Here is an 18749-nt window from a genome sequence, read left to right as displayed (position 1 = left end):
CAGTGGCGGTGGGCGGAATCGCCCACCCTACGTTGGGTGGGCAATTTGCCCGCCGCTGCGCAAAGTTCTGGGCGTTACACCAAATTCCGCCTTGAAAGCCCGGGTCAGCGCGCTCGGGTCGTCATAGCCGCAGCGCAGGGCAATCTCCGAGACGCTCAAAACAGTCTCCAACACGAGCTTCCTGGCCTGTATCAGCCGCAGCCGCCGGTAAACAGCCTGCGGTGTCGCGCCGAGCTCGTTCTTCATCCGCGCCTCCAGATCCTTTTGACTGCGGCCTGCCTTTCTGGCTACCGCAGCGATCGGCAAGGGCGCCTCCAGATTGGCCTGCATCACCGCCACCGCGCGGGCCACGGATTTACCGCGGACCAGGATCGGGTCCTGGGATTCGGTTGCCTCGGGCGCCATGAACAGCGTGGCCACCTCCAGCCGCAGGGCAGCGCCATGCTGCTCGCCGATCAGCTCCATCATGGTGTCAAAGGCCGCCAGCGCGCCGGTGCAGGTGATGCGGTCGCCGTCCCACACCTGGCGGGCGCGTTCCGCCTGCACATCAGGGAAGGCCTCGGCAAAGCGGCTGAGCTCCTCCCAGTGAATCGTTGCCCGCTGCCCGTGCAGCAGACCGGCCTGCGCCAGCAGCCAGGCACCGGTGTCAAAACCGGCGAGAGTCTTGTAACGGCGGGCGGCGGACTTCAGCGCCCGGGCGGTGGTCACGGTGGCATGGCGCAGGAAGTCGTATGACGGCATCGCAATCAGCAGATCGCCGCTGCATTCATCCAGCTTCCCATGCGCCCGCACTTCCATGCCCGATGACGATACAGCTGGGTCGCCGTCCAAGGTCAGGAACCGCCAGGCATAGACCTGCCGCCCGGCAAAAGTATTGGCAGCGCGCAGCGGCTCCACCGTGTTGGCCAGGCAATGGGCGGAAAACGCATCAAACAGCAGCACATCCAATTGCTGCACTGCAGCGGTATCTTTTGTCCAACTTCGCATGATTATGTCTATCCCTGCATGGTGGGCGCGGGCAAGCGGCGTAATCTGATTGGCAACAGATTTGCAAAGGAAGACCGCCATGCAGTTCGGGATGACCGAAGAACAGTCGATGATTGTCGAAACAACCCGCGCCTTTGTGGAAAAGGAGCTGTATCCGCATGAAGCGGAGATTGAGCGCACCGGCCATCTGGATATGGATGTGATCCGGGATGTGCAAAAAAAGGCGATGGAAGCAGGGCTTTATGCCGCCAACATGCCCGAGGAAGTGGGCGGCGCCGGTCTCGATACCCTGTCCTGGCTGATGTATGAAAAGGAACTGGGCCGCGCCAACTATGCGCTGCACTGGACCGGGGTGGCGCGTCCGTCGAACATCCTGCTGGCGGGTACTGAGGAGCAGAAAGAGAAATACCTGTTCCCCTGCATGAAGGGCGAAAAGTGGGACTGCCTGGCGATGACCGAGCCGGACGCCGGATCCGACCTGCGCGGCATGAAGGCGACCGCGCGCCAGGACGGCGATGACTGGATCCTGAACGGCACCAAGCATTTCATCAGCCACGCCGACATCGCTGACTTCGCCATCTGCTTCATGGCGACCGGGGTCGAGGACACACCGCGCGGGCCGAAGAAGAAGATCACCGCCTTCTTTGTCGACAAGGGCACGCCGGGTTTCGAGGTGCGCGACGGCTACGGCAACGTCAGCCACCGCGGATACACCAACGCGGTGCTGGAGTTCGACGACTGCCGCCTGCCCTCCTCAGCCATTCTGGGTGAGGTCGACAAGGGCTTTGAAGTCGCCAACACTTGGCTGGGCGCCACCCGCCTGCAAGTGGCCGCCACCTGCCTGGGCCGTGCCGAGCGGGCGCTGCAGCATTCGGTGGAATATGCGGCCGAGCGCAAGCAGTTCGGCCAACAGATCGGTAAGTTCCAGGGCATCTCTTTCAAGCTGGCCGACATGGCGCTGGAGCTGAAGGCGGCGAACCTGCTGACCTGGGAAGCCGGCTGGAAATTCGACCAGGGCACTGTCACCGAGAGCGACATGTCGATGGCCAAGCTGAAGGCGACTGAAATGTTGGCCATGGTGGCCGATGAGGCGATCCAGATTCACGGCGGCATGGGCCTGATGGACGAGCTGCCGCTGGAACGCATCTGGCGCGACGCGCGGGTCGAACGTATCTGGGAAGGCACCAGTGAAATCCAGCGGCACATCATCAGCCGCGAGATGCTGCGCGCCGTCGGAGGCTGACCCATGACCCAAGCCGGGAAACCCGTTGTTACCATTACCTACTGCACCGGCTGCAACTGGCTGCTGCGGGCGGGCTGGATGGCGCAGGAGCTGCTGCAGACCTTCCAGGACCAATTGGGCGGGGTGACACTGGTTCCCGGAGATTTGGGCGGGATCTTTGAGATCCATGTTGATAAGGAGCTGGTCTGGGAACGCAAACGGGACGGCGGCTTTCCTGATGTGAAAGAGCTGAAGACCCGCGTGCGCGACCGGATCAACCCTGAACAAGACCTCGGCCATCTGGACCGCGGCAAGACCGGTGAATAAGATCAAATGCAGTCTCTAAACAGGCTTTTCCGCCCGAAAACCATTGCTGTGATCGGCGGCGGCGCATGGTGCCGCCTGGTAATCGAGCAATGCCAGAAGATGGGATTCGAGGGCACCATCTGGCCCGTCCATCCCAAGGCAGACGAGGTCGCGGGCCTGCCTGCCTTCAAGGACGTGGACAGCCTGCCGGAAGCACCCGACGCGGCCTTTATCGGGGTGAACCGTTTCATCACCATCGACGTGGTGCGGGCGCTGTCGGCGCGCGGCGCCGGCGGGGCGGTGTGCTTTGCCTCAGGGTTCCTGGAGGCTGCCGCTGAGGATGCTGAAGGCGCGGACCTGCAGGCGCAGCTTCTGGACGCGGCTGGCGATATGCCCTTCCTCGGCCCCAACTGCTATGGCTTCATCAACTATCTAGACGGCGCACTGCTGTGGCCGGACCAGCATGGCGGGCAGCGGGCAGAGAAGGGCGTGGCGCTGGTCACCCAAAGCTCCAACATCGCGATCAACCTGACCATGCAGAAGCGCGGGTTGCCGGTGGCCTATGTGGTCACCGCGGGCAACCAGGCGCAATCCGGCATTGCCGCCATCGGCGAGGCGCTGCTGGAGGACGACCGCGTCACCGCGCTGGGCCTGCACATCGAGGGCTTTGGCGATTTGCGCGCGTTTGAGGCGCTGGCCGCCCGGGCCCGCGCGCTGGGCAAACCGATCATCGCCTTGAAGGTTGGCAGATCGGCCGAAGCCCAGGCCGCAACTGTTTCTCATACCGCCTCGCTTGCAGGCGGCGACGCGGGGGCCGGGGCTTTGCTCTCACGCCTTGGCATTCCGCGTCTGGATGACTTGCCGTCCTTCCTGGAGACGCTGAAGCTGTTGCATGTGACGGGGCGCCTGCCTTCGAACCGCATCGCAACCATCAGCTGCTCCGGCGGGGAGGCAAGCCTGGCCGCAGACACCGGGCACTTGCGGAACGTGGAGTTCCCGCCCCTGAACGAGCGCCAGAAGACGGATCTGCGCGCGGCGCTGGGCCCGATGGTGGCGCTGGCCAATCCGCTCGACTACCACACCTATATCTGGCGTGATGCCGAGGCGATGACCCAGGCATTTGCGGCGATGATGGACCCGCAGCTGGCGATGACCATGCTGATCGTCGATTTCCCGCGCGACGACCGCTGCGATGCGTCGGACTGGGAATGCGCGATCCAAGCCGCCATCGGCTCGCATGAGCGGACGGGGGCCAACGTCGGTCTGGTGGCGACTTTGCCCGAATTGCTGCCGGAGGATGTGGCGGCCCGGCTGATGCAGGCAGGTGTCGTGCCCTTCTGCGGCCTCAGCGAAGCGATTGCCGCCTGCGAGGCCGCCAGCCTGGCGCTGCCGGATGCGCCGGCACCGCTGTTGCTGCCGACACCAGCCGTGGACCCTGACCTGGTGCCGGAGGCCGAGGCAAAGTGGCAATTGGCAAGTTACGGTCTGCGCGTTCCGCGGTCGAAACGGGCGGCCTCGGCCACCAATGCCCGGGCGGTGGCGGTGGATGTCGGCTTCCCGGTGGTGCTGAAGGGCGAGGGCGTCGCGCACAAGACCGAAGCCGGCGCCGTGGCGCTGAACCTGAACTCCGGGCAGGAGGTGAGCGACGCCGCCTTCAACATGCCGGCCTCGCGCTTTCTGGTTGAGGAAATGGTCACCGGCGCGGTCGCAGAGCTGCTGATCGGCGTGGTCAAAGACCCGGCGCATGGCTTTGTCATGACGCTGGCGGCGGGCGGCACCCTAACCGAACTGATGGAGGACACCGCCTCCTTCCTGCTGCCTGCTTCGGATGTGGAAATCGAAGCCGCACTGAAGTCTCTGCGCATGGCGAAGCTGCTGGATGGCTATCGCGGCGCCCCGGCTGCGGACCGCGAGGCGATCCTGCGCGCGATCCGCGCGGTGGAAGCCTATGTGATGGAAAACGCGCTGGGGCTGGAAGAGATCGAGATCAACCCACTGCTCTGCTCGCCTTCGGATGCGGTGGCGGCAGACGCGCTGATGCGGCGGAAATACTAAGGCTTCGGCCTGGACAAGGAACGGCATGCCAGATGCCAGGAGGAGATGAGATGAGCGACAGCCCCGTGAAAACCCGCCGTGACGGCGCCATTCTGGAAGTGACGCTGGACCGGCCCAAGGCAAATGCCATCGATCTGGCCACCAGCCGGGTGATGGGCGAAGTGTTCCGCGAGTTCCGCGACGATCCGGAGCTGCGGGTGGCGATCCTGACCGGCGGCGGCGAGAAGTTCTTTTGCCCCGGCTGGGACCTGAAGGCCGCGGCTGACGGCGATGCGGTGGACGGCGATTATGGCGTTGGCGGTTTCGGCGGTCTGCAGGAGCTGCGCGATATGAACAAGCCGGTGATCGCCGCGGTGAACGGCATCGCCTGCGGCGGCGGTCTGGAGCTGGCGCTGTCGGCGGACATGATCATTGCTGCGGACCATGCCTCCTTTGCGCTGCCGGAGATCCGCTCCGGCACCGTGGCGGACGCGGCCAGCGTGAAGCTGCCCAAACGCATCCCCTATCACATCGCCATGGAGCTGCTGCTGACCGGGCGCTGGTTTGATGCCGAGGAAGCCAACCGCTGGGGCCTGGTCAATGAGATCGTTCCTGCGGACCAGCTGATGGACCGCGCCTGGGAGCTGGCAAGGCTGCTCGCCTCCGGCCCGCCGCTGGTTTATGCGGCGATCAAGGAGATCGTGCGCGATGCCGAGGACAGCAAGTTCCAGGATGCGATGAACCGCATCACCCAGCGCCAGCTCAAGACGGTGGATGTGCTCTACGGCTCCGAGGACAATCTGGAAGGCGCCCGCGCCTTTGCCGAGAAACGCGATCCGGTCTGGAAAGGCCGCTGACGCAAAGCTCCCGCCTGCTGCGGGGCATCTGAAGATGCCCCTGCACAGTTGGGCCCGGCGCCGCGCTTTGCACGGCGTTTTGGGCTCCGCCCTTCGAACCTCGAATGATCCCCCGGATCATTCTGTTTCCGGTCTCATCGCTGAGAAGCTCTTGAGGAGCAGGTCTGCTCCTCAAGCAGCCTGTCCGAGTGTGTTTCCCGTTCTTGCCGCCTCAACGAGCTGCGCCCATGCTGGCGCATGGCGGCCTGCAGGGCTCCGCCCGTTCACAAGCGAAACGCTCCCCCGGAGCGTTTCCAGGCAGCTTGCTCACTCCTTGACCCGGAAAGAACAAAAGGGGCCTAGACCTTCTGGAACAGAGCAACCAGTGCGGTGTCGTCCTTGTGCGCCCCTGTGGCGCGCGGACCGTAGATCCGCACCTCGGGCAGGGTCAGGCTCCTGATCCATTGCCCGCGCAGCAGCCGGTCGAAGGCCCCGGCAAAGCCTGCTTTTTCATAAAATCTGGCATTCACCGACAGGGCAAACCAGGCGCCGGGCGCCGCCACCCTCAGCAGGGCGGGCAGGACTTCGGGGCCAAGGTGGCCGTGGGTGAAAGTGCCCGAAGACACCACCCCGCGGTAAGAGTTGCGCGGCACCGGAATGCCCTCCAGCAGGTCGGCCTCGATCACGTCGCGGTAGGCGTCCTTGCGCAGTGCCTCGGCGAGCATGGCGGCACTGATGTCGGTGGCGTCCACAGGCTCAATCCCAAGCGCCCGCAGGGCCTGGCCGCACAGCCCGGTTCCTGCGCCTGCATCCAGCACTGGGCCTGATCCTCCGGCAGCTGCAAAAGCCCTGGCCGTCGATCCGGGCAGCAGGTAATCCTGCCCGGCGGCGAAATCCTGATCGTATGTGCCGGCCCAGTCCGCATAAAGCTGCCGTGATTCCTCAGGCGTGCTCAGCGCATAGGCAGCGGACAATCCGGGTGCATGCATTTTCATCGGGCCATCAAAGCCGCGCGGGGGATTCGAATCAACCCTTGCGCCCCGGCTGCCGCCAACGCATCTAGGTGCCATGAGAAAAACGCTGCTTTGTCTTGGATTTGGCTATACCGCCCGGGCGCTTGCACCGTGCCTGCTGGCGCAGGGCTGGCGGGTCATCGGCACCTCGCGGGAACCGGTTGAAGCCGACGGTGTGGAGATGTTCACCTGGCCCGGGCAGGAGGTGCCGCTGGACGGGGTGACGCATGTGCTGAACTCGATCGGGCCTGATGAAGAGGGCGATCCGGTGCTGGCAGCCATGGGGGACCGGATTGCCGCCGCGCCGGATCTGGAGTGGGTGGGCTACCTGTCGACCACAGCCGTCTACGGCCACCACGACGGCGCCTGGGTGGATGAGGACACGCCGGTTACCCCTTCCAGCCAGCGCGGCGACTGGCGCGCCCTGGCCGAGGCGCAATGGCAGGCCGTCCCCGGCCTGCCGCTGCACATCTTCCGCCTGGCCGGCATTTACGGGCCCGGCCGCGGCCCCTTTGCCAAGCTGATGGCGGGCAAGGCGCGGCGGATCATCAAGCCGGGGCAGGTGTTTTCCCGAATCCATGTGGACGACATCGCCCAGGTGCTGGCCGCCTCCATCGCGCAGCCGCGCCCGGGCGCCATCTATAACGTCTGCGATAATGACCCGGCGCCGCCGCAGGATGTGCTGGGCCATGCCGCGGAACTGCTGGGCCTGCCGATGCCTGCCGAGGTGCCGTTTGACGAGGCCGGCATGACCCCGATGGCGCGCAGTTTCTACGGCGAGAACAAGCGCGTCCGCAACCGCCGGATCAAGGAAGAGCTGGGTGTGGAGCTGCTCTACCCGACCTACCGCGAAGGGCTGCGGGCGGTGCTGGAAGCCGAGGATATGGAGAGCTTTGTGCCGCCGGCGGAACCGCCGGGGGTGTGAAAATCTGGCAGCCAGGGTGCTTGCGCCCTGGCCCGCGCCCGCCACCCCCCGGACAGGCTCCGGCCTGATGTTGGATTAGCTTAAGCCCGCTTCTCGCCAATCGTCGCCACGCCCAGAACCTCCAGCACCTTGGCTTCGATCTGCGGCGCGTTCATGGCTGCGATCTCGTACATATCCGCCGGGCTGGCCTGGTCAATGAAAGTGTCGGGCAGCACCATCGAGCGGTACTTGAGGCCGCTGTCGAACACACCTTCCTCTGCCAGCAGCTGCGCCACGTGGGAGCCGAAACCGCCCACCGCGCCTTCCTCGATGGTGATCAGTGCCTCGTGGTCCGCGGCCAGCCGCAGGATCAGGTCGCGGTCCAGCGGCTTGGCGAAACGGGCGTCGGCAATGGTCGGGGTGATGCCCTTGGCAGTCAGCGCCTCGGCAGCTTTGCGGACCTCGCCCAAACGGGTGCCTAAGGACAAGAGCGCGACGCGCTTGCCGGCTTGGATCATCCGGCCCTTGCCGATTTCCAGAACTTCCGGAGTTTCCGGCATCTCGACGCCTTCGCCCTCGCCGCGCGGGTAGCGGAAGGCGATGGGGCCGTCGTCATGGGCGGCAGCGGTGGCGACCATGTGAACCAGCTCAGCCTCGTCCGCCGCGGCCATTACCACCATGCCGGGCAGGTTGGCCATGAAGCCGATGTCGAAAGAGCCGGCGTGGGTTGCACCATCGGCACCCACAAGGCCGGCGCGGTCGATGGCAAAGCGCACCGGCAGGCGCTGGATCGCCACGTCGTGCACCACCTGGTCATAGCCGCGCTGCAGGAAGGTTGAATACATCGCGCAAAACGGCTTCATGCCGCCGGCCGCCAGCGCGGCGGCAAAGGTCACGCCATGCTGTTCGGCAATCCCGACGTCGTAGCAGCGCGAGGGGTAGCGTTCGGCCATCAGGCTGAGGCCGGTGCCATCGGGCATCGCCGCAGTGACGGCACAGATCTTGTCGTCCTTGGCGGCGTGCTTCACCAGCTCGTTGCCGAAGACCGAGGTGTAGGAGGGCGCGTTGGAGGGCGCCTTTTTCTGCTCGCCGGTCACCATGTCGAACTTGGCGGTGGCGTGGCCCTTGTCGCGGGCGCGCTCGGCGGGGCCGTAGCCCTTGCCCTTCTTGGTCAGCACGTGAATCAGGATCGGGCCGGTGGCGCGGGCCTTGACCGTGCGCAGGACGGGCAGCAGCTGGTCCATGTCGTGGCCGTCGATGGGGCCGAGGTAGGAGAAACCAAGCGCCTCGAACATGGTGCCGCCGACCGCCATGCCCTTGAGCATGTCCTTAGCGCGTTTGGCGCCTTCGCGGAAGGGTTCGGGCAGCAGCGAGACGGCGCCCTTGGCGGCGGCCTTCAGTTCCTGGAACGGCTCGCCTGCGTAAAGCCGGGAGAGGTAGGAGGACAGTGCACCCACCGGCGGGGCGATCGACATTTCATTGTCGTTCAGGATCACGAACAGCCGCTTGCCCAGGTGGCCTGCGTTGTTCATCGCCTCAAAGGCCATGCCGGCCGACATCGAGCCGTCGCCGATCACCGCGATGGCGTCGCCGTTGCCTTCGGGGATCACACCGCCTAGGTCGCGCGCCACCGCAAAGCCAAGCGCGGCGCTGATCGAGGTGGAGCTGTGGGCGGCGCCGAAGGGGTCAAAGGGCGACTCGGAGCGTTTGGTGAAGCCGCTGAGCCCGTCCTTCATCCGCAGGGTGCGGATGCGGTCGCGGCGCCCGGTCAGGATCTTGTGCGGGTAACACTGGTGGGAGACGTCCCAGATCACCTTGTCCCGCGGGGTGTCAAAGACTGCGTGCAGGGCGGTGGTCAGCTCCACCACGCCGAGGCCGGCGCCCAGATGGCCGCCAGTGACAGAGACGGCAGAGATGGTTTCCTGCCGCAGCTCGTGGGCCACCTGCACCAGCTGGGCATCCGTCAGCCCCTTCAGATCCGCAGGGCGCGTGATCTGGTCCAGAAGCGGGGTCTTGGGCCGGTCGGACATGGTGTCTCCTTGGGCTGCGCCTTTTAGCGGCGTGGCGCGCGGGGTTAGCTGTCGCGCGCAATAACGAAACGCGCGGCTTCCTTCAAGGTTGCGGCGTCGTCACCATAAGGTGACAGCGCAGCGCAGGCGTCATCGCAAAGCGATTGTGCGCGGGCTTTTGCCTCTGCCAGCCCCAAGAGCGAGACAAAGGTCGCCTTGCCGGCATCGGCGTCCTTGCGCACCGCTTTGCCGACCTTGGCGGCATCGCCTTCCACATCCAAGATGTCGTCGGCGATCTGGAAGGCAAGGCCGAGGGCCCGTGCGTATTGCCGCAGCGGTGCCGGGTCGCCGCCTGCTAGCACGGCGCCTGCGGTGGCGGACCATTCGATCAGGCAGCCGGTCTTGCGGCCTTGCAGTTTGGTGATCTGCTCCAGCGTCAACGGCGCGTCTGCGGTTTCTGCAGCAATGTCCAGCATCTGGCCCGACACCATACCGTCCTTGCCGGAGGACTGCGCCAGACCGCGGATCAGCGCCAGCGCGTGGGGTCCAACCTTGGGGTCCGCCAGCAATTCAAAGGCGAATGTCTGCAGGCTGTCGCCTGCCAGCACCGCCATCGCCTCGTCCCATTTCCGGTGCACGGTGGGCTGGCCGCGGCGCAGGTCGTCGTCGTCCATGCAGGGCAGGTCGTCGTGCACCAGGGAGTAGGCGTGGATGCATTCAATCGCCAGCGCCGCCTCGATTGCGGCGTCTTGCGGGACGCCGTGCAGGCGGGCGCTCTCCAGCACCAGGAAGCCGCGCAGCATCTTGCCGCCGGTGATGGCATACCGCATCGCGGCGTGCAGTGCGTCGCTACCCGCCAGCCGCATCTCCATATGCGCGGTGATTTGGCCTTGCGCGTCTTTCAGCGCCTCCGCAAAGGGGCGTGTCCGGGTGTCTGCGGCGGTCATGGTTCAGCCGGCGTCCAGCGGCTGGGTGCCCTTGGGGGTGCCGTTGGCGTCCAGGGTGATCGCGGCGACCTTTTCCTCGGCGCGTTTCAGCTCATCCTCGCAGCGTTTCTTCAGCGCGGCGCCGCGTTCATAGAGCGCGATCGAGGCGTCCAGCGCCACGTCGCCGCGCTCCAGCTGGTCCACCACGCCTTCCAGCTCGCGCATCGCCTGTTCAAAGCTCATCTGGTCTACGGGGGTCTCAGTCATGCCGGTGCCTTCATCAATTCTTCCACATGCGCGCGGGTAGCCGCGGCCAGCGCGTTCAGATCATATCCGCCTTCCAAAGTCGAGACGATACGGCCCTGGCACAGTTCACTAGCGAGTTTGCAGAGTTCGGCGGTGAGCCAGGCAAAATCCGCGGTCGCCCAGTTGAGGCTGGCGAGCGGGTCGTCCTGATGGGCATCAAAGCCTGCCGAGATGATGATCAGCTCCGGTTTGAAGTTGCGCAGGCGCGGGAAGGCCTGGTCCTCATAAGCTGCCTGCATCTCTGCCCGGCCTGATCCCGGCGGCAGCGGCATGTTGAGGATCTGGCCATGGGCGCCGTCCTCATCCGGGCGGCCGGAGCCGGGCCAGAGCGGCATTTGCTGGCTGGTGATCACCAGCGCGCGCGGTTCGTCCCACAAGAGATCCTGGGTGCCGTTGCCGTGGTGCACGTCGAAATCCACCACCGCGACGCGGCTGAGCCCGTGGTGGTCCAGCGCATGTTTTGCCGCGAGCGCGGCATTGCCGAACAGGCAGAAACCCATGGAGGTATCCGTTTCCGCGTGATGCCCCGGCGGGCGCACCGCCGCAAAGGCGTTCTGCACTTCGCCGCCCAGCACCATGTCGACACCGCGCACCACCGCACCGGCCGCCCGGAAGGCGGCGTCCAGCGAGCCGGGGGACATGAAGGTGTCGCCGTCGATCTGCGCCCAGCCCTCTGCCGGGGAGGCCTTGCGCAGGTCCGAGAGATAGGAAGCCGGGTGGATGCGCAGGATGTCATCATCGGCGGCCATCGGGGCGGTGACCCGCTTCAAGTCCAAGGGCTCCAGCGCGTGCAGGATGTGCTCCAGCCGGGCAACCCGTTCGGGGTGGCCTTCGGGAGTGACGTGGTTCAGGCAATCCGCGTGGGTGATCAGGGCGGTGGTCATGGGCGCGTTCCTCCGGCTGCGGGGCTTGGCGCGACACTAGGAGCGGGCGGTGTCTGGCTGCAAGGGAAAACCGGGGGGTGACACGCGTGCACCGGGCGTGCACCCCCTGTGCACCGGCGCGGCCGGAACAGATGAGGGCACTGCCGCGGATACTTCAGGCAGGAAGATAGCGGGACGAACTTAGTCCGGCGCCAGCATATAGCCCGCGCCGCGCACCGTTTGCAGGTATTGCGGCTGTTTCGGGTTCGGCTCGATCTTGCGGCGCAACCGGGTGATCTGCACGTCCACCGCGCGCTCCTGCGCCTGGCCGCGGTCGCGGCCCAGATCCTCGACCAGCTTGGTCCGGCTCACCGGCTCGCCGGGCTGGGCCGAGAAGATCTTCATCAGCTGGCTCTCGGTGCCGGTCAGGCGGATCAGCTCATCGCCCTGCCACATCTCGCCGCGCTCGATGTCATAGCGGATGGCGCCCAGATGCAGCACCTTGGGCGCCGCCTCCTGCGCCACGGTGTCCGGCATCCGCCGCAGGATCGCGTTGACCCGCAGCAGCAGTTCCTTGGGCTCAAAAGGTTTGGGCAGGTAATCATCCGCCCCGGCCTCAAACCCGGCGATCCGGTCCTCGGTCTCGCCCTTGGCGGTCAGCAGCAGGATCGGGGTGGCCATGGTTTCGCGCAGCGCGCGGGTCAGCGAAATGCCGTCCTCGCCCGGCATCATCACATCCATGACGATCAGGTCGAAATCGAGGCCCGCCAGCACCCTGCGCGCATGGGCGGCGTCACGTGCAGCGGTCACCAGAAAACCGGAGCGCATCAGGAATTTCTTCAAGAGGCCGCGGATGCGCTCGTCGTCATCGACGATCAGCAGATGGGCGTCGTGCATGCTCATGCCTTATCAGTCCCGCAGTTTGGCGTAGGCGCGGCGCATGTCCGCGTCCATCATCGCCTCAAGCACCGTCTTGAAGCCCTGCACGGCCTCCGGGCCGGCGTCCTTGTAGGCGGCGCGCATCCGGGCGCGCTGGGCATCGGACAGCGTTGCCTCCAGCGCTGCGCCCTGATCGGTCAGGTACAGGTGCCGCTCGCGCTTATCCAGCTCCCCCACCTTGCTGATCACCAGCCCGTCGCTGATCAGCGTGCGCAGCACCCGGTTCAGCGACTGTTTGGTGACGCCGAGGATGCTGAGCAGATTGTTCACCGTGGTGCCCGGCGAGCGGTTGATGAAATGGATCGCCCGGTGATGCGCCCGGCCATAGGACATCTCGGCCAGGATCCGGTCCGGATCGGCGGTAAAGCCGCGGTAGGCAAAGAACATTGCCTCGATCCCCTGGCGCAGCTGCTCATCTGTCAGAAACAGCAGGCTTTCGCTGCCATATCCCTGCCCTGTCCGGCCCTCAGGCATGTGGTGCCCCCTCGTCTGTCTTGCGGTCAGTTTATGTCAGTGTTGTTGACATTCCAAGGGTGAAGATGTATCGAATCGCAGCTTTGGCGCAAGATTATGTCCGCTCCGGCCTTAACTTGCGCAACAAATGAAAATCACCGCAGAATTCAGGAGGGTGCGGCATGGCTGGTTACGACGACCGCGACGGTGTGATCTGGATGGATGGGGAGCTGGTCGACTGGCGGGATGCCAAGGTGCATATCCTGACCCATGCGATGCACTATGCCTCCTCCGTGTTCGAGGGCGAGCGCGCCTATAACGGCAAGATCTTCAAGAGCCGCGAGCATTCCGAGCGGCTGATCGCCTCGGCCGAGGCGCTGGACATGCCGATGCCCTACACCGTCGACCAGATCGAGGCGGCCAAGGAAGAGGCGTTGAAAGCCTCCGGCCTGCAGGACGCCTATGTGCGGGCGCTGGTGTGGCGCGGCGCAGGCGAGGACATGGGCGTTGCCTCGGCCCGCAACCCGGTGCGGATGGCCGTCGCCGTCTGGGGCTGGGGCGCCTATTACGGCGACGCCAAGATGAAGGGCGCCAAGCTCGACATCGCCGAATGGAAGCGTCCGAGCCCGGAAACCATTCCGGTCCACGCCAAGGCGGCGGGCCTCTACATGATCTGCACCATTTCCAAGCACAAGGCGGAAGCCAAGGGCTGCTCGGATGCGCTGTTCATGGATTACCGCGGCTATGTGGCCGAGGCGACCGGCGCCAACGTCTTTTTCGTGAAGGACGGCGAAGTGCACACGCCGCTGCCGGACTGCTTCCTCAACGGGCTGACCCGGCAGACCGTGATCCAGATGCTGAAGGACAAGGGCATCACCGTGCACGAGCGCCACATCAAGCCGGAAGAGATGGAAGGCTTCGAGCAGTGCTGGCTGACCGGCACCGCTGCCGAGGTCACCCCGGTGGGCGAGATCGGCCCCTACAAGTTCCAAGTCGGCGCCCTGACCCGCGAGATCGCCGAAGACTACGAGAAGCTGGTCCGCGCATAAGCGCCCGGCCGACGCCAGATGAAAACCCCCGCCATCGTGCGGGGGTTTTGCTTTGCGGCTGTATTATTGGCGGCCTGATTGCGGCGGTATCTGGCCGCCAATGCCGATTTCCTGCAATTTTTTCAGCACTGTGCCATAGTCGGGCTTATTGCTGAAAAGCCATTCCGGGGCAGGCTGCGTGCTGCTGCCCGCCAAGGAGGAGCAGGAACACGATGGACCTGAGCATTGCCTATGTGAGCTATCTTGAGCTGGGGCTGCGGCTGATCTGCGCCGTGGCCGCCGGGGGGCTGCTGGGTCTGGATAGGGAGCTGCGGCACCGCAAGGTGGGCATGCGGACCTACATGATTGTCTCGCTTGGGGCGGCGGGCTTTACGCTGATCACCATGGAGATGTCGATGGAGGCGCTGAGCCTTGAAATGGGGGCCGACCCGACCCGCATCATGCAGGGGCTTGTCGGCGCGATCGGATTTCTGGGCGCCGGTGCGATCATTCACGGCGACGAGCGGGTCGGCGGCATGGCAACCGCGGCCAGCCTGTGGGTGGCCGGCGGAGTCGGCATGGCGTCCGGGCTGGGCTATTATGTTCATGCGGTACTGCTGGCCGCGGTGGCTGCGGCAATCCTCTCGATGAGCCGCCTGATGAGCAGCCGCGGCAGCAAGGACCGGCCGGATATCAGCGATTGACGCCACCCGGTCAGGGTGTCCTGAGGTCTCCGGGTCCACCTGCCTGAGCGTTCACATTTCCTTGCAGATCGTCCGGCACCATGGACGCGGGATGCCTGCCGCCTAACATGCAAGGCATGTTGGATCTGCTCAGCGATATTCTCACCCGGCTGTCTCTGAAGGGGACGCTCTATTTCCGCACCTCCTTTACCCCGCCGTTCGGGATCCAGGTGCCGCCGTATGAGAATGTGGCGCGGTTCCACTTCGTGCAGCGCGGCGAACTGAAGGTGCATGTGCCTGCAAGTGGCGAAACCCTGCGGCTGAAGCAGGGCGACCTGGTGCTGATCCCGCATGGTGCGGCGCATATGCTGCTATGCAACGAGGTGCAGCCGCTGGAGGCGCTGCCGCTGGAGCAGGTGCTGCAGGATGCGGGGTATGACGGCGGCGGGGTGCTGGTTTACGGCGGCGCCGTAGAGGACCGGGACACCCAGCTGATCTGCGGCCATTTCTCCTTTGCCGCCATGCCGGGGCGGCGCGGCGCCGGGCATATGCTGATCGACCGGTTGCCGCCCTATATCGTGATCGAGAACTACGGCGAGGAAGCCGGCGCCTGGATCGAGGCCACGCTGCGGATGATCGGCTCCGAGGTGCAGGGCGCCCGTATCGGCGGCGACCTGATTGCGCTGAAACTCTCCGAGGTGCTGTTTGCCCAGGCCATCCGCGCCTATCTGGAGCATCAGAGCCCCAGCGGGTCGGCGCTGGCGGGGTTTGCCGACCCGCGTCTTTCCCGCGCGCTGAGCGCGTTTCATCAGGCGCCGGCGCAGGAGTGGAGTGTGGAGGGCCTGGCGCGGGAGGCCGGCATGTCGCGCACCGCCTTTGCGCAGGAGTTCACCGCCAAGATGGCCGTGACGCCGATGCAGTACCTGACCGGCTGGCGGATGCAGATCGCCTGCCAGGGGCTGGCGGAGCAGGGCCTGAACGTCGCGGATGCGGCCGAGATTGCAGGTTATGCCTCCGAGGCGGCGTTCTCCCGCGTGTTCCGCAAGCAGGTCGGCATGTCCCCGGCGGCCTACCGGCAGCAGCACAGCGCTGCCTGACCTGCTATGTGCCGGGTATCCTGAACGATCTGCAATGATTCTAGGCGTTCCGGAAATTCATCGTCCAGTCCTGTTGAGGCAATCTGGGGCCGGGGCCGCAATTGCGGCTTAGAGACCTCAGTAACAAGGACCTGACCCATGCCCCTCCGCTTTGTGACCCGTACCATCCACGCCTATCTCGACTACCCGGTGGCCATCGCCCTGATGGGGCTGCCGTTCCTGCTGGGCCTCGGCGAAAGCACCCCGCTGGCGCTGTGGCTGTCGGTGGCCACCGGCATCGCCGCCTTTGCGCTGACGGTGCTGACCGACCACCACCTCGGCCTGATCCGGGTGCTGCCCTACAAGCTGCATCTGGCCGTCGATCTGATTGTCGGCCTCGCCTTTCTGGCGGCACCTTTCCTCTTCGGTTTTGCCGGGCTGGATGCGGCCTTCTACTGGCTGAACGGGGCCGCGGTGGTTGCGGTGATCTCTCTCAGCGCGCCGGAAGAGACTGAGGCCGCCTCTGCCTGATCCCTACTGGCGCAGCAGCCAGTCCACCACCGTCTTGGCCCGGCCCTGAGCGCTGGGCCACAGCACGTAGAAGCCCTGATCCCCCAGCCGCGGGGCCTGCCACAGCACTTTTAGTGGCTGGCTGCCCAGGAAAATGCGCGGCACCAGGGCAATGCCCTGGCCGTTCACTGCCGCATCCATCGCCAGCGCGGTCTGGTTGAATTGCAGGACCCGGCCCTCCGCGCTGATCCCTTCCTGGCGCAGCAGCAGGTCCCAGTGCCGGTGCCCGTCCTGGATCAGTGTGTGCAGGGCAAGATCTGCCAATCCGGGAGATTCTTCATCGGTTAGAGCCGAATCCTGACGTGCCACCGCCACCAGATCCACCAGCGACAGGAGCGCGGAGTTCAGGCTGCTTTCCTGCGGTTTGCCGCCCTGGCGGATGGCGATGTCGATGCCGTCGCGCTTGAAATCCGTCAGGCTTTCCTCCGCCACCACCCGCAGGTCGATACCGGGGTGCCGCGCCTCGAATTCCGGCAGCCGCGGCACCAGCCATTTTGAGGCAAAGGAGGGCGGCACTGACAGGGTCACCCGCTGAACCGCAGGGGCCAGTTTATCCGTTGCCTCCCGGATCAGCGCCAGCGCCTGTTGCACCGGCGCGTGATAACTGCGCCCGGTGTCGGTCAGCGACAGCCCGCGGGCGTGGCGGTGGAACAGCTTGTGGCCCAGATCCGCCTCCAGCCGCCGCACCTGCTGCGCCACGGCTCCTTGAGTCAGGTGCAGCTCCTCCGCCGCGCGGCCGAAGTTCAGGTGGCGGGCGGCGGCATCGAACATCCGCAGGGCGTTGAGGTTGGGAAGGCGCATCGGATCTCAGCCAGTAGATTTCCTACAGTCTGGCGCGATGAGACATGATTGGTCAAGCGCGGCCCGGTCAGCCATCCTGTGGGCAAGCAAAGGAGTATGGATATGACCAAAGTTGCTCTCTTCACCGCCGCGGGTAGCGGCATGGGCGCGGATGCCGCCCGCCACCTTCATGAGCAGGGGTATGAGGTCGCGATCCTCTCCTCCTCCGGCAAGGGCGAGGCCCTGGCGCAGGAGCTGGGCGGGGTGGGCCACACGGGTTCCAACCTGGAGCAAAGCGATCTGCAGGCTTTGGTGGACAAGGCGATGGACCGCTGGGGCCGCATCGATGTGCTGGTCAATTCCGCGGGCCACGGGCCCAAGGGCGATATCCTGGAGATCAGCGACGACGACTGGCATCTGGGGATGGAATATTACCTGATGAACGTGATCCGCCCTTCGCGGCTGGTGGCGCCGATCATGGCAGCACAGGGCAAGGGCTCGATCATAAACATCTCCACTTTCGCGGTGTTTGAGCCGGATCCGCTGTTCCCGACCTCCGGCGTGTTCCGGGCCGGGCTGGCGAGTTTCACCAAGCTGTTTGCCGACAAGTTTGCGGCCCAAGGCGTGCGGATGAACAATGTGCTGCCGGGTTTCATCGACAGCCTGCCGGAGACTGAAGACCGCAAGGCGCGGATCCCGATGGGCCGCTATGGCACAGCGCGCGAGATCTCAGCGCTGGTGGCCTATCTGGCCTCGGATGATGCGGCCTATACCACCGGGCAGAACATCCGTGTCGACGGGGGGCTGACCCGCGCGATCTGAACCGGCCGGTGCGGGGTGCAGGCTCAATTCTTGCTATTTGCCTTTATTAGAGCCTGCTACCCGCCCTTCGGGTCGATCAGTGGCTTGGCCTTGCCGCGCCGAAGGCCCAGCCGGTGCTCGCGCCAGATCACCAGCACATTGCCGGCAATCACCAGCGCCGCGCCTGCCAGCATCACCAGCGTCGGCCATTCATCGAACCAGACATAGCCGATCACGATGGCAAAGATCATCGAGGCGTAGTCATAGGGCGCCAGCATTGAGGCCGGCGCAAACCGGTAGGAGGAGGTGACCAGGATCTGCGCCACCCCGCCGACCAGCCCGGCGCTGACCAGCAGCGCCGCGGTTTGCGCGTCCGGCATCACCCAGCCGAAAGGCGCGGTCAGCAATGCGAGTCCCGAGGCAGTCAGCGAGAAATAGAACACGATGGCCGCGGTATGCTCCGATTGCACCATGCGGCGGATGTGGATCTGCACAAATCCGCGGGCGACAGTGGCGCCAACCACCAGCAGCACCCCCAGCATGGCACCATCGCCGAGGTCGCCGCCGAGGCGCGGCCAGATCATGATCAGCACGCCCAAGAGGCCGATGGCGACGGCGCTGATGCGTACCAGCCGGATGGTCTCGCCCAGAAACAGTGCCGCCAGGCTCAGAGTGAAGATCGGGGTGGCATAGCCGATGGCGGTGACCTCCGGCAGCGGCAGCAGCGCCAGCCCCATGAAGGTCATCCCCATCGCTGAGGTGCCGACCAGGCCGCGCCACACGTGAAACATCGGTTTCCTGGTGATCAGCCCCTGGCGCAGCTGGCCACGCGCCGCCAGCCAGGCGACGATCACCGGAATCGCAAAGAAGGAGCGGAAGAACACCGCCTCGCCTGCCGGCACGGTTTCCGAGGTGGCCTTGATGATCCCGGACAGCGCGGTGAACAGCGCAATCGCGGTCACTTTCAGCAGGACCGCCAGCACAGGCCGATGCGATGTTAAGGATTTTGCCAT

Annotated in this window: 20 protein-coding genes; 10 read left to right on the top strand and 10 right to left on the bottom strand. The window is 65.4% G+C overall.

Going from position 1 to position 18749, the window contains the following annotated elements:
- Positions 1–27: 27 nt before the first annotated feature.
- Positions 28–987: a GlxA family transcriptional regulator gene (locus AC58NV_RS14975; protein WP_497227833.1), complete on the bottom strand. Its 960-nt coding sequence runs from the start codon at positions 985–987 to the stop codon at positions 28–30.
- A 79-nt stretch (positions 988–1066) separates the two neighbouring features.
- Between AC58NV_RS14975 and AC58NV_RS14970 the strand changes: the two genes are divergently transcribed.
- The 4 genes from AC58NV_RS14970 to AC58NV_RS14955 are packed head-to-tail and all read left to right on the top strand — an operon-like array spanning position 1067 to position 5406.
- On the top strand, positions 1067–2230 hold the full coding sequence (locus AC58NV_RS14970) for an acyl-CoA dehydrogenase family protein (protein ID WP_497227832.1): 1164 nt from the start codon (positions 1067–1069) through the stop codon (positions 2228–2230).
- A gap of 3 nt (positions 2231–2233) precedes the next feature.
- Positions 2234–2536, top strand: a complete 303-nt coding sequence (locus AC58NV_RS14965) for an Rdx family protein (protein ID WP_497227831.1) — start codon at positions 2234–2236, stop codon at positions 2534–2536.
- A 6-nt stretch (positions 2537–2542) separates the two neighbouring features.
- A complete protein-coding gene (locus AC58NV_RS14960) occupies positions 2543–4570 on the top strand; it encodes an acetate--CoA ligase family protein (protein ID WP_497227830.1) in 2028 nt (675 codons plus the stop codon).
- Positions 4571–4620: 50 nt separating this feature from the next.
- A complete protein-coding gene (locus AC58NV_RS14955; protein WP_497227829.1) occupies positions 4621–5406 on the top strand; it encodes a carnitinyl-CoA dehydratase in 786 nt (261 codons plus the stop codon).
- 338 nt (positions 5407–5744) lie between these two features.
- Here AC58NV_RS14955 and AC58NV_RS14950 read toward each other — a convergent pair whose 3' ends face one another.
- Positions 5745–6380, bottom strand: a complete 636-nt coding sequence (locus tag AC58NV_RS14950; RefSeq protein ID WP_497227828.1) for a class I SAM-dependent DNA methyltransferase — start codon at positions 6378–6380, stop codon at positions 5745–5747.
- 73 nt (positions 6381–6453) lie between these two features.
- Here AC58NV_RS14950 and AC58NV_RS14945 point away from each other — a divergent pair, with 73 nt between their 5' ends.
- Positions 6454–7323, top strand: coding sequence for an SDR family oxidoreductase (locus AC58NV_RS14945; RefSeq protein WP_497227827.1), 870 nt, complete (start codon positions 6454–6456; stop codon positions 7321–7323).
- A gap of 80 nt (positions 7324–7403) precedes the next feature.
- Here the strand turns inward: AC58NV_RS14945 and dxs are convergent, their stop codons facing one another.
- The 6 genes from dxs to AC58NV_RS14915 form a co-directional block, all read right to left on the bottom strand.
- The gene (gene dxs, locus AC58NV_RS14940; RefSeq protein WP_497227826.1) at positions 7404–9332 is read right to left on the bottom strand and encodes a 1-deoxy-D-xylulose-5-phosphate synthase; all 1929 of its coding nucleotides are present in this window, start codon (positions 9330–9332) and stop codon (positions 7404–7406) included.
- Positions 9333–9376: 44 nt separating this feature from the next.
- Complete coding sequence (locus tag AC58NV_RS14935) at positions 9377–10258, bottom strand: polyprenyl synthetase family protein (RefSeq protein WP_497227825.1); 882 nt, start codon at positions 10256–10258, stop codon at positions 9377–9379.
- A gap of 3 nt (positions 10259–10261) precedes the next feature.
- On the bottom strand, positions 10262–10504 hold the full coding sequence (locus tag AC58NV_RS14930) for an exodeoxyribonuclease VII small subunit (RefSeq protein WP_019297546.1): 243 nt from the start codon (positions 10502–10504) through the stop codon (positions 10262–10264).
- Positions 10501–11427: a histone deacetylase family protein gene (locus tag AC58NV_RS14925; protein WP_497227824.1), complete on the bottom strand. Its 927-nt coding sequence runs from the start codon at positions 11425–11427 to the stop codon at positions 10501–10503. Before AC58NV_RS14925 ends, AC58NV_RS14930 begins: the two co-directional genes overlap by 4 nt.
- Before the next feature lie 180 nt (positions 11428–11607).
- Positions 11608–12309: a response regulator gene (locus tag AC58NV_RS14920; protein WP_497227823.1), complete on the bottom strand. Its 702-nt coding sequence runs from the start codon at positions 12307–12309 to the stop codon at positions 11608–11610.
- A gap of 6 nt (positions 12310–12315) precedes the next feature.
- Positions 12316–12819 (bottom strand): MarR family winged helix-turn-helix transcriptional regulator, encoded by a 504-nt coding sequence (locus tag AC58NV_RS14915; RefSeq protein WP_497227822.1) that lies wholly within the window; start codon positions 12817–12819, stop codon positions 12316–12318.
- 161 nt (positions 12820–12980) lie between these two features.
- On the opposite strand from AC58NV_RS14915, the gene AC58NV_RS14910 reads away from it, so the two are divergent.
- The 4 genes from AC58NV_RS14910 (at position 12981) to AC58NV_RS14895 (ending at position 16116) form a co-directional block, all read left to right on the top strand.
- Entirely contained in the window at positions 12981–13847 is an 867-nt protein-coding gene (locus AC58NV_RS14910) for a branched-chain amino acid aminotransferase (protein ID WP_497227821.1), read from the top strand.
- A gap of 212 nt (positions 13848–14059) precedes the next feature.
- A complete protein-coding gene (locus AC58NV_RS14905; RefSeq protein ID WP_497227820.1) occupies positions 14060–14530 on the top strand; it encodes an MgtC/SapB family protein in 471 nt (156 codons plus the stop codon).
- A gap of 116 nt (positions 14531–14646) precedes the next feature.
- On the top strand, positions 14647–15606 hold the full coding sequence (locus tag AC58NV_RS14900; RefSeq protein WP_497227819.1) for an AraC family transcriptional regulator: 960 nt from the start codon (positions 14647–14649) through the stop codon (positions 15604–15606).
- Positions 15607–15744: 138 nt separating this feature from the next.
- Positions 15745–16116 (top strand): hypothetical protein, encoded by a 372-nt coding sequence (locus AC58NV_RS14895; protein ID WP_497227818.1) that lies wholly within the window; start codon positions 15745–15747, stop codon positions 16114–16116.
- Positions 16117–16119: 3 nt separating this feature from the next.
- Here AC58NV_RS14895 and AC58NV_RS14890 read toward each other — a convergent pair whose 3' ends face one another.
- The gene (locus AC58NV_RS14890) at positions 16120–16956 is read right to left on the bottom strand and encodes a LysR substrate-binding domain-containing protein (RefSeq protein WP_497227817.1); all 837 of its coding nucleotides are present in this window, start codon (positions 16954–16956) and stop codon (positions 16120–16122) included.
- A gap of 96 nt (positions 16957–17052) precedes the next feature.
- Between AC58NV_RS14890 and AC58NV_RS14885 the strand changes: the two genes are divergently transcribed.
- Positions 17053–17757 carry an SDR family oxidoreductase gene (locus AC58NV_RS14885; protein WP_497227816.1) on the top strand — a complete coding sequence of 235 codons (705 nt, stop codon included), beginning with the start codon at positions 17053–17055 and terminating at the stop codon, positions 17755–17757.
- Positions 17758–17813: 56 nt separating this feature from the next.
- Here the strand turns inward: AC58NV_RS14885 and AC58NV_RS14880 are convergent, their stop codons facing one another.
- Positions 17814–18749, bottom strand: coding sequence for a DMT family transporter (locus AC58NV_RS14880; RefSeq protein ID WP_497227815.1), 936 nt, complete (start codon positions 18747–18749; stop codon positions 17814–17816).

This window comes from Leisingera sp. ANG49 (genome assembly GCF_059694505.1).
This window is presented reverse-complemented; position numbering and strand designations above follow the sequence as displayed.

Bases quoted from the DNA above. Each gene is read 5' to 3' on its own strand.
- AC58NV_RS14975 (WP_497227833.1), bottom strand. From the start codon at position 987: ATGCGAAGTTGGACAAAAGATACCGCTGCAGTGCAGCAATTGGATGTG.
- AC58NV_RS14970 (WP_497227832.1), top strand. From the start codon at position 1,067: ATGCAGTTCGGGATGACCGAAGAACAGTCGATGATTGTCGAAACAACC.
- AC58NV_RS14965 (WP_497227831.1), top strand. From the start codon at position 2,234: ATGACCCAAGCCGGGAAACCCGTTGTTACCATTACCTACTGCACCGGC.
- AC58NV_RS14960 (WP_497227830.1), top strand. From the start codon at position 2,543: ATGCAGTCTCTAAACAGGCTTTTCCGCCCGAAAACCATTGCTGTGATC.
- AC58NV_RS14955 (WP_497227829.1), top strand. From the start codon at position 4,621: ATGAGCGACAGCCCCGTGAAAACCCGCCGTGACGGCGCCATTCTGGAA.
- AC58NV_RS14950 (WP_497227828.1), bottom strand. From the start codon at position 6,380: ATGAAAATGCATGCACCCGGATTGTCCGCTGCCTATGCGCTGAGCACG.
- AC58NV_RS14945 (WP_497227827.1), top strand. From the start codon at position 6,454: ATGAGAAAAACGCTGCTTTGTCTTGGATTTGGCTATACCGCCCGGGCG.
- dxs (WP_497227826.1), bottom strand. From the start codon at position 9,332: ATGTCCGACCGGCCCAAGACCCCGCTTCTGGACCAGATCACGCGCCCT.
- AC58NV_RS14935 (WP_497227825.1), bottom strand. From the start codon at position 10,258: ATGACCGCCGCAGACACCCGGACACGCCCCTTTGCGGAGGCGCTGAAA.
- AC58NV_RS14930 (WP_019297546.1), bottom strand. From the start codon at position 10,504: ATGACTGAGACCCCCGTAGACCAGATGAGCTTTGAACAGGCGATGCGC.
- AC58NV_RS14925 (WP_497227824.1), bottom strand. From the start codon at position 11,427: ATGACCACCGCCCTGATCACCCACGCGGATTGCCTGAACCACGTCACT.
- AC58NV_RS14920 (WP_497227823.1), bottom strand. From the start codon at position 12,309: ATGAGCATGCACGACGCCCATCTGCTGATCGTCGATGACGACGAGCGC.
- AC58NV_RS14915 (WP_497227822.1), bottom strand. From the start codon at position 12,819: ATGCCTGAGGGCCGGACAGGGCAGGGATATGGCAGCGAAAGCCTGCTG.
- AC58NV_RS14910 (WP_497227821.1), top strand. From the start codon at position 12,981: ATGGCTGGTTACGACGACCGCGACGGTGTGATCTGGATGGATGGGGAG.
- AC58NV_RS14905 (WP_497227820.1), top strand. From the start codon at position 14,060: ATGGACCTGAGCATTGCCTATGTGAGCTATCTTGAGCTGGGGCTGCGG.
- AC58NV_RS14900 (WP_497227819.1), top strand. From the start codon at position 14,647: ATGTTGGATCTGCTCAGCGATATTCTCACCCGGCTGTCTCTGAAGGGG.
- AC58NV_RS14895 (WP_497227818.1), top strand. From the start codon at position 15,745: ATGCCCCTCCGCTTTGTGACCCGTACCATCCACGCCTATCTCGACTAC.
- AC58NV_RS14890 (WP_497227817.1), bottom strand. From the start codon at position 16,956: ATGCGCCTTCCCAACCTCAACGCCCTGCGGATGTTCGATGCCGCCGCC.
- AC58NV_RS14885 (WP_497227816.1), top strand. From the start codon at position 17,053: ATGGATATGACCAAAGTTGCTCTCTTCACCGCCGCGGGTAGCGGCATG.
- AC58NV_RS14880 (WP_497227815.1), bottom strand. From the start codon at position 18,749: ATGGCAAAATCCTTAACATCGCATCGGCCTGTGCTGGCGGTCCTGCTG.